The 9,675-nt window shown below is 65.8% G+C and carries 10 protein-coding genes and 1 pseudogene; 6 read left to right on the top strand and 5 right to left on the bottom strand.

From position 1 onward, the window contains the following. Positions 1 to 391: pseudogene (locus tag QZ184_RS07870) on the top strand (hypothetical protein); the annotation flags it as partial. On the opposite strand, the gene QZ184_RS07865 reads toward QZ184_RS07870, so the two are convergent. Further along, positions 339 to 2,114, bottom strand: a complete 1,776-nt coding sequence (locus QZ184_RS07865) for a TolC family protein (protein ID WP_296418920.1) — start codon at positions 2,112 to 2,114, stop codon at positions 339 to 341. The pseudogene QZ184_RS07870 and the gene QZ184_RS07865 sit on opposite strands and share 53 nt — an antisense overlap. 70 nt (positions 2,115 to 2,184) lie before the next feature. Here QZ184_RS07865 and QZ184_RS07860 point away from each other — a divergent pair, with 70 nt between their 5' ends. Both QZ184_RS07860 and QZ184_RS07855 read left to right on the top strand, forming a co-directional pair. Then, a complete protein-coding gene (locus QZ184_RS07860; RefSeq protein ID WP_010317845.1) occupies positions 2,185 to 3,492 on the top strand; it encodes an NHLP bacteriocin system secretion protein in 1,308 nt (435 codons plus the stop codon). A 17-nt stretch (positions 3,493 to 3,509) separates the two neighbouring features. Next, positions 3,510 to 3,689 carry a hypothetical protein gene (locus QZ184_RS07855; protein WP_296418917.1) on the top strand — a complete coding sequence of 60 codons (180 nt, stop codon included), beginning with the start codon at positions 3,510 to 3,512 and terminating at the stop codon, positions 3,687 to 3,689. Here the strand turns inward: QZ184_RS07855 and QZ184_RS07850 are convergent. Both QZ184_RS07850 and QZ184_RS07845 read right to left on the bottom strand, forming a co-directional pair. Then, positions 3,686 to 4,732 carry an FUSC family protein gene (locus tag QZ184_RS07850; protein ID WP_296418913.1) on the bottom strand — a complete coding sequence of 349 codons (1,047 nt, stop codon included), beginning with the start codon at positions 4,730 to 4,732 and terminating at the stop codon, positions 3,686 to 3,688. The two genes, QZ184_RS07855 and QZ184_RS07850, sit on opposite strands and share 4 nt — an antisense overlap. Then, positions 4,726 to 5,679 carry an FUSC family protein gene (locus QZ184_RS07845; protein WP_296418912.1) on the bottom strand — a complete coding sequence of 318 codons (954 nt, stop codon included), beginning with the start codon at positions 5,677 to 5,679 and terminating at the stop codon, positions 4,726 to 4,728. Before QZ184_RS07845 ends, QZ184_RS07850 begins: the two co-directional genes overlap by 7 nt. Positions 5,680 to 5,727: 48 nt before the next feature. Between QZ184_RS07845 and QZ184_RS07840 the strand changes: the two genes are divergently transcribed. Both QZ184_RS07840 and QZ184_RS07835 read left to right on the top strand, forming a co-directional pair. Continuing rightward, a complete protein-coding gene (locus QZ184_RS07840; RefSeq protein ID WP_296418910.1) occupies positions 5,728 to 6,198 on the top strand; it encodes an MgtC/SapB family protein in 471 nt (156 codons plus the stop codon). After that, entirely contained in the window at positions 6,191 to 6,418 is a 228-nt protein-coding gene (locus QZ184_RS07835) for a DUF6737 family protein (protein ID WP_010317840.1), read from the top strand. Before QZ184_RS07840 ends, QZ184_RS07835 begins: the two co-directional genes overlap by 8 nt. Here the strand turns inward: QZ184_RS07835 and QZ184_RS07830 are convergent. Together QZ184_RS07830 and QZ184_RS07825 are read right to left on the bottom strand one after the other, a co-directional pair. Then, a complete protein-coding gene (locus QZ184_RS07830) occupies positions 6,415 to 7,311 on the bottom strand; it encodes an LCP family protein (protein ID WP_247479724.1) in 897 nt (298 codons plus the stop codon). The genes QZ184_RS07835 and QZ184_RS07830 overlap by 4 nt on opposite strands. A gap of 111 nt (positions 7,312 to 7,422) precedes the next feature. After that, positions 7,423 to 9,213 carry an ABC transporter ATP-binding protein gene (locus QZ184_RS07825; RefSeq protein ID WP_296416718.1) on the bottom strand — a complete coding sequence of 597 codons (1,791 nt, stop codon included), beginning with the start codon at positions 9,211 to 9,213 and terminating at the stop codon, positions 7,423 to 7,425. 110 nt (positions 9,214 to 9,323) lie between these two features. Between QZ184_RS07825 and QZ184_RS07820 the strand changes: the two genes are divergently transcribed. Further along, positions 9,324 to 9,524, top strand: a complete 201-nt coding sequence (locus tag QZ184_RS07820; RefSeq protein ID WP_156797985.1) for a hypothetical protein — start codon at positions 9,324 to 9,326, stop codon at positions 9,522 to 9,524. The last annotated feature ends 151 nt before the right edge of the window (positions 9,525 to 9,675 follow it).

Here is a 9,675-nt window from a genome sequence, read left to right as displayed (position 1 = left end):
TCGGACCGTCGTGGATGCCGGGCTCGTGCCCCGCGGTGCTGGGGCGCTCTTGGGGCAGGTCAGCAGCTTTGCTCCAGGCTTGTCCCTGCACGAACCCCCGCCTGCGCTCGAGAAGGAGCTGAGGCAGGCCATCGCTGCATCCGGGTTGCCCAAGGGCCTCGCTGAGGCGCCTGGCCGCTGGCATCAGGTCCCCGTGGCCTTCAGCCGCACGGGGATTCCCTTAGCTGGGCCCCTGGCGGACGCCCCAGGACTGTTTGGCTTCAGCGGCTTCAGCGGTGGCTTCGCCCAGGTGCCGGTGCTCGCGCCGCTGCTGGCGGAGGTGCTCGCGGCGGGCAGCGCTACGGCGCAGGGGCAGTTGGAGCAGCTGCAGGTGTGGCAGCACTCCAGGTGAGCTCCGGGGTGAGTGGTGCGGAAGGATCGCGCGGCACGGGCAGCAGCTCGCGCAGCAGTTGGGCGTAGGTGATGTTGACCCCGACGGTGGCGTTGAGCCGTTGCACGAGGGAACTGATCAGGCGCTCCTGGGTGATTGAGAGATCCACCTCGCTGGAGAGTCCCGTTTGGTAGCGCAGCCGTACGTCGCGGAAGGCTTCGAGGGCCGCGGCGACCCCGCGCCGAGCTGAGGCCAATTTGGCCAGGCTTGCCTCATGGTTGAAGAAGGCCGCCTCCAGCCGCAACCGAATGGCATTGCGCCGGGCCGCATAGTCCTGTCCGGCGGCTTCGACGCGGCGCTGCAGGGCCCGGGTCTCGCCGCTGGTGGTGCCGGCATCAAACAGCAGCCAGCGGACGCTGAGGCCCAGGGACCAGTCGTAGCCACTGGTGTTCAGGGTGGGGATCACGGTGGAGCCGCAGCAGCCCCCATTGCTGGTGGTGATATTGAACTGATTGACGTTCTGGCCGTAGCTGCCGCCCCCGGCAAACAGGGCCAGCCGCGGCAACAGCTGGGCTGCGGTGGCGTCTTTCTGTCGCGCCAAGGCGGTTCGTGTCGCCAGGATTGCCTCGAGTTCGGGGTTGCCGCGGTAGGCCGCCAGCAGGCTCTGCTCAAGGTCCAGGGGCCAGTGGGGCATCACGGCGATGGGATCGCTGGCACTGGGGGTGACCGTGGCGGGAAGGTTCAGGACCAGGGCCAAGCGGCGCCGGGCGATGGCGCGATCGGCCAAGGCCTGGATCAGGGCCTCTTGGTCACTGGCCTCAATGGCGCGGCGGCGCAGGACATCGACCCGGGGCACCAGACCCGCCAATTTCAGATCGAGGGAGTCCTGCAGGATCAGCAGGTCATCGCGCACCGCGGCGTCCTGGATGCGGACGTTCTGATCGGCCTGCTGCAGCTGGTAGTAGGCCTCGCTGATGTTCAGTTGCAGTTGGCGCAGCTGGTTGCCATAGAGCTGCCGCTCCCGCTCCAGCACGGCTCGTGCGGCCTGCACCCGGGGCGTGCGGGCGAAGTCCAGGAGGGCGTAGTCCAGTTGCAGCCCGGCGGCGCCGACGTTGCTGGATTGGTTGAGGTAAGCCCCCCCTTCTGTGGGGACATAGAAGGCTCCCCCCGGCTCAAACAGGGGGCCCAGGTTGAGGTTGCCGTTGCCGACGGAGGCGGTGTTGTTCGAACTGATTTGGCCGGTGCTGCCGCCGGCGACCGCACTGATCCGCGGCCAGTAGGTGCCAAGGGCCGCCTGCAGTTCATCGAGGGAGGCCGCGACCCGCTCCCGTTGGGCGAGGAGCTCCGGGTTGTTTTTGAAGCCCAGGGCAAGGGCCTCGAGCAGGCTCAAGCCCTCAACGACTCCTTTTTGGAGCTGTTGGGGCGTCGGAAGGCTCAGGGGTGCGGGGGGAGCGGCTTGCCCGGGCTGCAGCTGTTGGCTGGGTGCCCGATTGGGCTGCAGCAGGCTGCTTGGAATGGGTGCCGTGACGGCTTCCCGTGGCGGAATTCCCTGGGGGTCGGGAGGGATCAAGGCATCAAGGACCCGCAGCTGCTGATCCAGGGCCCGCCAGCTGCGCTCGAGCTTCTCCACCTCGGGGGAGCTGGCTTCGATGTTGGGTTGCCCGAGTGCCAGCGGGCTGCACAGGCTCGCCAACGCCAGGCCGCCGGCCAGGCTCAAGATTCGGCTTGCCGCAGCGAGGCGCAACGTCCGGGGGAAGTTGTGATGCAGTCTGCCGAATCTGGCCAGAATCGCCTTAGCCCAGCATCCTGTCGCTATGTGGCAGCAACGGCGGCAACAGCTCCAGCAGGGTTGGGTTGGTCTGAGCGACCACAACCAAGTCGGCGTCTGCCTGGCGGGGGTCGGCGGGGTCCTGGCGCTCTGGGCGTTGTTCTGGCCGGTGCCGACCGAGGTGAGCGGTCAGGGCGTGTTCCTCTATCCCGATAACGCTGGGGTGCTCAATGCCCGCTCCGGAGGGCAGGTCCTCGACGTCAAGGTCAAGGTTGGCGAACCGGTGCGCAAGGGACAGGTCTTGATGACCCTCTACCTGCCGGTTCTGGAGAAACAACTGGCGCAGCAGCGGGGCAACCTGGCGCAGTTGGAGCGGATCAACGCCGATCTGGACCAGCGCGATCTGCGGCGGCTCGAGACCGAAAAGCGCGCCGTGGAGGTCGCCCTGGCGAAGTTGACGGACGACAGCGCCCGCTACGCCTCACTCCAGTCCACCTACAGCACGAAGCTCAGCAACCTCGACTGGCTGGCTCGCCGGGAAGTGGTGGCACCGCTCTCCCGCGAGGTGGTTGCCGTTCAGCAGGGCTTCACCAACACCAGCGTGGACCTCGATGCGGTGAAGATCCAGCGCAAGAAGGTTCTGACCGACTACGAGCAGGTGAAGCTCACGATCGAGACCGAGGCGCTGAATCGCCGCTACCAGATCGACGACCTCAAGCGGCAGATTCGCGTCACCGAAGCGCAGATCGCCTACGACGGGGAGGTGTTGGCGGGCCGGGACGGCAGCCTGCTCGACATCCAGGTGATCTCCGGGCAAACCGTCTCCACCGGGCAGCGCCTGGGCACCATTGGCCGCCCCCAGAAACCCGGTGCCAAGGCTCCGCCCCTACGGGCTGTGGCCTATTTCTCTCCTGCTGATGCCCGCCGCCTTCCCTTGGGATTGCGGATGGAATTGGTGCCGCAGTGGAAACAACGGGGGCGCTTTGGCGGGATCGTGGGCCAGGTCAGCCAGGTGCTGACCCTGCCGGCCACCGAGGACGACGTCTCCACCACCACCGGTAACCCCCAGTTGGCAAAGGCCCTGACCAAGGAGGGGCCGGTGATGCGCGCCGAGATTGAACTGGGCCGCGATCGCTGGAGCAATGACGGCTACCGCTGGACCCTCTCGGGCGGTAGCGGTGTCTTTCCGGTGCGCGATGGCCTGACCCTCAACGCCTACGGCTATGTGGAATGGCGCTCCCCCTTGAGTTATGTGCTCCCGGGGCTGCGCTCCCTCACCGGTGGCTATCGCACCCTCAGAATTGACGCCCTATGGAACCGTCCTTTCCTCAGGCAGCCCGGAACCTTGGAGTGAAGCTCAAGGCCTGGCGCTTGCCTCCCCTCCGCAACGCCCTGCTGCGTAAGGAGTTGCCCTGGTTGGTGGCCGAGGTGGTCTTGTTGTTGATCTTGTTCAACGCCAACGCCCCCGAGCTCTGGTTCTGGCTCGTGGTTTTGCTCGTGGTCCTGGGCTATCGCGTGGAGCGCTGGTGGGCCTCGAGGCCTGAGTCCTAGCGGGGCAGCACGCTCGACCAGGTCCGCTCGGCATCCTGCATGGCCTGTTCGGCCTGCCTGCAGAGCAGTAGCCGAGCGGCGATGCGCTCCAAGCGCTCAAGAGGGATGCGGTTGAGGTTGGGGTCCGCGAGTTCGCGGTTGAGATCCAGCCAGGCCTGGGGCAAGGCCAGCGCAGAGCTGGGTGGTTGCGGCAGGGTTCGCCGCCGGCCGCTGAACCGCTGCTCCCATTGTTCGAGCCGTTGGCCCAGGACCTGCAGCAAGGCCGCCTCGCCCTGATGCAGCCGCTCGATCAGGGCGCTGTCGTTGAGGGTCGGGGCCCGGCGCACCATGCCGCCAACCATCATGACCAGACGGGAGCAGGCGTCATCCAGGCACTGCACCAGCTGAACGCTGGGATGGCGGTTCGCCCCTTCCCCAAGTTCCAGGCTGAGGGCCGGGCGCAGGGCCCGCAGGCTGATCAGGCGAGCGCGCAGGCGCTTGTAGTCCTCAATGCCTGGCCCTTGCGCTTCGCTGTTCAGCAGGCGCTGGGCCAGGTCCTGGTAGGTCCGCCTCAGGTCGCCGAATAGCTCGCCGTACTGCCGCAGGACGGTATCGAGGCTGCGGGTCGGCCAGAACAAGCGCAAGCTCAGCAGGCCCACCAGCACGCCAAAGGCCGTCCAGAAAAAGCGCAGTGGAATCCAGGTCCCCAGGTTGGAGGAGTGGGAGAGCCAGCCCATCACCACAATCAGGCCGCCGACCTTGTAGCCGACCAACAGCTTGAGCCACCCTCCCAAGAGCCGTAGGGCCGCCAGGGTGATGGCGATGGCGATGGGCATCGGCACATCGCGCAGACCCCAGTAGCCCACCAGCAGCAGAACTGAGCCCAGCACGGTGCCGAGTAGCCGCTGACGGCCCAATTCGACCGCCCCGCCGTAACTGCCCGTCCCAACGGACACCACCGCCAGAGGGGAATAGAAGCCATAGGCCAAGCCGGTCATGGCGGCGAAGCCATTGCTCAGGCCGGCGGCCACCGCCAACCGCAGTTCGGCGCGGCTGATCAGCATGGCCGCCGGGCCAAGCTGCCCAGGCTGGCGTGCAGGGGCCTGGTCTCTTCCTCGAGGGCCAGCAACTGCAGCAGCGGGAGTCGTTGGCTCTGGGCGAGCTGTTGCCAGCGCTGCGGCTCACGCCGCGGTGTGGCCTGTGCGCCCCCCTGGAGTTGTCGATGCAGGCCGGCGATGCTCTGCTGCAGCGGCGTTGCTTGGGCAATGTCGAGTGGGGGCAGGCCTTCGATCAGGCGCTCCCAGGCAATCCAGTGGAACTGGACGATCTGCCAGAGCCGCAGGCGTTGCTGCCAGCGGCTGGAGCGCAGCCGCTTCTGGCGGGGGCCCCGGCGTTCCCGCTCCACCAGATCCGTCATCCGCATCAGGTTGCCGGTCAGGGGCGCTGTATTCAGTGGCGCCGGTCGCTCGTGTTGACCATCCAGCCAGGCCTGGTAGCGCTCGAGTTGCCCCTGCAGATCAGCCAGGAGGCGCTGGTCGAGGCTTTGCAACTCCCGGTAGCTATTGCGCGGCCAGAAGAGCAGTCCCACCCCCAAGGCCACCAGACAGCCGACCACGGTGTCGAGCCCGCGGTTGAAGACGTAGTCCCAATCGAGGGCCTCGTAGCGGGGAATCATCAAGAACATCACGCTCAAGGTGGCGGCGGTGCTCAGGCCCGATTGCCAGCCGAACAGGCGCAGGACCGGGATCATCAAGAGGATCGAGACCAGCACCCCCATCCAGCCGCTGAGGATCGTGTGGACCACAAAGGTCACCAGTCCACCGATCACCGTGCCCATCACCCGAGCGGTTGCGGCCTTGACGGTGTGGTCATCGTTGTCATCAACAACAATCACCACCGCCATCAGCGGATACCAAACAAACTCAATGCGCTCAAACCACAGGGCAATCGCTGCCGTGAGGAACACCGCCGTGAACATCTTCAGGGTGTTGCGCACCAGCAGTGCGTCCACGGGCCGCGGCGTTCTGGGTCTGCGGGGAGCTTATGGAGGTCTGAGCTGATGGGCTCAATCTTGTTGGCGAACGCCTGGTCCTCGACCCTGGACGTCGACCTGACGGTGCTGTTGCGTCTGGGGTTATCGGTCTTGTGTGGTCTGGCGGTGGGCTACAACCGCGCCCAGCACTTCGCTCAGCCCCAGACGAATCGGCTGCGGGTGCACGTGCTGGTCGGTCTCAGTGCTTGCCTATTGGTTCTGGCGGCGGGGGACCAACCCGATGCGCGCAGCCGGGCGATTCAAGGGATCGCCACGGGAGTGGGTTTCCTGGGGGCCGGCGAGATCCTGGTGGATCGCGGCGGGGAGTCGTTTGGAGGGCAGCATCCGCGGGTGCACGGCCTCACCAGTGCCGCATCGATCTGGTTCACAGCCGCCCTCGGGGTGACGGTGGCGGCATCAACGCCGGTGCTGGCGATCACTGCTTTGCTCCTGGCCCTCGTGGTGCTCTCTCAACACGCCAAGAGGCCCCATGTCTGAGACCAAGCCCGCGTTCTGGAGCCTGAAGCCCTGGTGGTGCCAGCCCTGGTCGATCCTGTTGACCGGTGTCCTGGTGATCGCCGGCAGCTGGCTGCTGTTGCACCGCTGGTGGATCAGCGCACCGGTGGCGGTGGCTGTGTTGGCCTGGTGGGGCCTGTTTCTTCTGCTGGTTCCCGCGGCTTACCTGGATGAGGCAGGCGAGCCCGAGAAGAGGCCCTAGAAGAGAAACTTGAAGCGCTCGGAGCTGCCGGCGGCTGCGGCCCCAGCGGCGGTGGCTTCGGGCCATTCGGCCTTCCAGTAGCTGATGCCCTCATGCATGAAGGGGCGGCCGCCGAGGCGCTCGGCGTTCAGCTCCGTGCTGCCCATGGCACTGATCAGGCCACCAATCTCCATCGGCCCGAGGTCCGTGCGCAGGTCCTTGCCGGCGACAGCGAGCAGAGCGGGGAGCCGCACCAGGCTCTCCGGGCGGGTGATCTGTTTGAACAGGGCCTTGAGCACCAGGCGCTGGCGATCCAGGCGGCCGATGTCCCCCATCTCGTCGTGGCGGAACCGCAGGAAGCCCTCGAGGTCTCGGCCCTTGAGGACCTGGCGGCCTGGCTGCAGATCGATGTGCAGGCCTTGGGTGTTGTCGTGATACCACATGCGCTTGGGCACGTTGACCTCAAGGCCGCCCAGGGCATCCCCCAGGCGCCGGATCACCGCCAGGTTCACCAGGATGTGGTGACGCACCGGACGTCCCAGGTGCTTGGAGAGCTCCGCCTTGACCGCATCGGGGCCGCCATAGGCGTAGAGGGCGTTGGCCTTCACCGGGCCAAAGCTGCTGGAGTTGATGTAAGTGTCCCGGGGCACCTGCAGCAGCTTGGTGACGCCGTTTTGCACACGCATCGTGTACATCACGTCGGTATTGCCGCCGCCGACGTCGGTTCCCAGGATCACCACATCGGCGTCACTGAGGCTGTTCCAGCTGCTGAAGGGATTGACCAGCTGGTGGCGCTCGCTCACCTGGGGACTGCTGAGGTAGTCCGCGACGGGAGAGGCAAGCAGGAGTCCACCACCCAACCCAAAGCCAATGGCCGTCAGCATCGCTGCGCGCTCATCGCGGCGGCGGGGCATCGGGCTGGCGGGGGCTGTTTTCAGGGTGGGACTCTTCATTCTCACAATTTATTTCTTTTTCTGCCGCCCATCTTGTGGTAACCCCTGCATTGGTGCCACTTCTTTGGCTGGTTAAAGGGCTAGGGCCTCGTCCTGCCGTAGCCCCGCCTGGACCCGCCAGAGATTGACGTAGGCCCCACCGGCGGCGATCAGTTCCTCGTGGCTGCCGCTCTCGACGATCCGTCCCTGGTCCATGACCACGATCCGATCGGCATGGCGCACGGTGGACAGGCGGTGCGCAATCACCAGGGTGGTGCGCTCGGCGGTGATTCGATCGAGGGAACGCTGAATTGCCGCCTCGGTTTCGTTGTCCACCGCCGCCGTTGCTTCATCGAGGATCAAGACGGGTGGATTTTTGAGGATGGCCCGGGCCAGGGCGATCCGTTGGCGCTGTCCACCGGAGAGGCGCTGGCCCCGCTCGCCCACCACCGTGTCGTAGCCCTGCGGCAGCTCCTCAATGAAGCGGGAGGCCTCAGCTAGTTGTGCGGCTTGCTCGATCTCGCCCCGCGTGGCCTCGAAGCTGCCATAGGCAATGTTCTCGGCCACGGTCCCGTGGAAAAGGAAGACCTCCTGGCTCACCAGGCCGATCGCCTTGCGTAGATCCCCCAGTTCCAGCTCTTCGATCGGTTGGCCATCAAGGCGGATCGTTCCGCCCTGCAGCCCATAGAGACGCAGCAGCAATTTGACGATGGTGCTTTTGCCTGAGCCCGTGGCCCCGACGATTCCCAGGGTGCTGCCGGCGGGGATCTCCAGGTCAAAGTTGCGCAGCAGCAGCTCCCTGCCGCTGTAGCCAAAGCTCACCTGCTCAAAACGGATCTGCCCGCGCACGCTCTGGCTGGGCAGGGGGCGATGGCCGCTGGGGATCGCGATCGGTGTGTCCACCAGGTCCAGCACCCGCTGGGTGGAGGCCATGGCCCGCTGGTAGTCATCGAGGGTGCGGCCCAGGCTGGTCAAGGGCCAGAGCAGGCGCTGGGTGATGAAGACCAAGAAGGAATAGGTGCCGACATCGATCACCCCGCGCCAGGCCTGGAGGCCGCCAATGACCAGGATTGCCAGGAAGGCAAACAGGATCGCGAAGCGAATCAGGGGGATGAAGGCCGCCGACAGTCGAATCGCCCGGCTGTTGCTGCTCTGGTAGGCACGGCTCTGGCTGCAGAGACGATCGGTCTCCCACTGCTCAGCGGCGTAGCTCTTGATGGTGAGCATGCCTCCGAGGTTGTTGGCCAGTCGGCTGGCCAGGTCTCCGGCCCGCTCGCGCACCTCGCGGTAGCGCGGTTGCAGGCGCTTCTGGAAATGCAGGGAGCCCCAGAGAATCAAGGGGATGGGCAGGAAGGAGACCCCAGCCACCGCAGGTGAGAGCCAGACCATGGCGCCCCCCACCGCCAACACGGTCGTGATCAGTTGCAGAACCTCGTTCGCGCCGTGGTCAAGAAAGCGCTCGAGCTGGTTGATGTCGTCGTTCAGGATCGCCAGCAGGCGGCCGCTGGAGCTCGATTCAAAAAAGCCCATCTCCAATCGTTGGAGATGGTCGTAGGCCTCCAGCCTGAGCTCGTGCTGCACCGTCTGGGCCAGGTTGCGCCAGAGCAGGGCGTAGAGGTACTCGAACAGCGACTCCGCGCTCCAGATCACAAAGGACAGTCCGGCCAGGACGCCCAGTTGCCCTGGGATAGTCGTCACCCCCCAGCTGGCCAGCCATGAGGTGTCCTGCTGCACCACCACATTGACCGCCAGGGCGATCAGCACTGGAGGAGCCAAGTCGAACAGCTTGTTCAGGACTGAGCAGAGTGCTGCGAGCCGGACCAAGCGGCGATGGGGCCTTAGGGCACGCAGGAGGCGGCGCAGTGGGGGTTGGGCTGGGGTCATGGCGCCATTCAAAGGCGCCGGGCTGAATTCAATATGAAGCTGCTCACTGGGAACTGATTTCTGGGTTTCACCAGCGTTAGAACCGTGGTGTCTCCAACAGGAGGGTGTCTATGACCCGTTCGAGATCGTTCCATCGCTTCCATCGCTGGACAGCCAAGCTGAGAAGGCGTTCCCTGCGCAGCGCCTTACCTGAGCCCAGGGAAGGCGAACTGCAGCCGATCCATCCCGTCTCCGAAGTCCGTTGCCGCGAGTGGCAACGGGATCAGCTGCTGGATCTGATCGAGAACGAGGACGTCGAAGTCGCCGTCTGACCAGCAAAAAATCCCTGGACGTGAGCCCATTGCGGGCTCCATCCAGGGATTTTTCTTTGGGCTTGGGGAGGAGTGGCGCCCTGGCATGCAGGGCGCGCCTCAATCACCAGCGGTTGTCGCCGCCGCCGCCGTAGCCGCCGCCGCCACCACC

This window comes from Vulcanococcus sp. DEBay_Sum22DG08_74, from assembly GCF_017852955.1.
GTDB lineage: Bacteria > Cyanobacteriota > Cyanobacteriia > PCC-6307 > Cyanobiaceae > Vulcanococcus.
The sequence above is the reverse complement of the archived record's forward strand: the minus strand, read 5'-3'. Positions and strand labels throughout refer to the sequence as shown.